Origin of the sequence: Vibrio sp. S234-5, assembly GCF_000960595.1 — a bacterium.
Taxonomy (GTDB): domain Bacteria; phylum Pseudomonadota; class Gammaproteobacteria; order Enterobacterales; family Vibrionaceae; genus Vibrio.
In genome coordinates this window covers 1-206 of the sequence record NZ_JZAM01000193.1, presented here as the reverse complement: position 1 = coordinate 206, position 206 = coordinate 1, and the positions used below count along the sequence as shown (strand labels likewise).

Sequence of the window (206 nt, the reverse complement as noted above, 5' to 3'; positions counted from 1 at the left end):
GCCATTTGGCTCGCTTTAAGATTTACGCTTTGGAGTAGATATCACGCTCGCCTAGCCAGCGATCGATGATGGCGGCTGCATTGGTTGGGTAATTGTCGTGAATATGACGTGCAATACGCTGAACTTCTGGGATTAAGCGTTGATCTCGAACTAAATCGGCAATTTTGAAATCAGCCAAGCCAGTTTGTTTGGTGCCCAACAATTCG

The 206-nt window shown here is 46.6% G+C and carries 1 protein-coding gene; it reads right to left on the bottom strand.

The genetic code is table 11. From position 1 onward, the window contains the following. Nucleotides 1–22: 22 nt before the first annotated feature. On the bottom strand, nucleotides 23–206 hold a 184-nt coding region (locus UF06_RS09185; RefSeq protein WP_045570185.1), incomplete at its 5' end, for a hypothetical protein.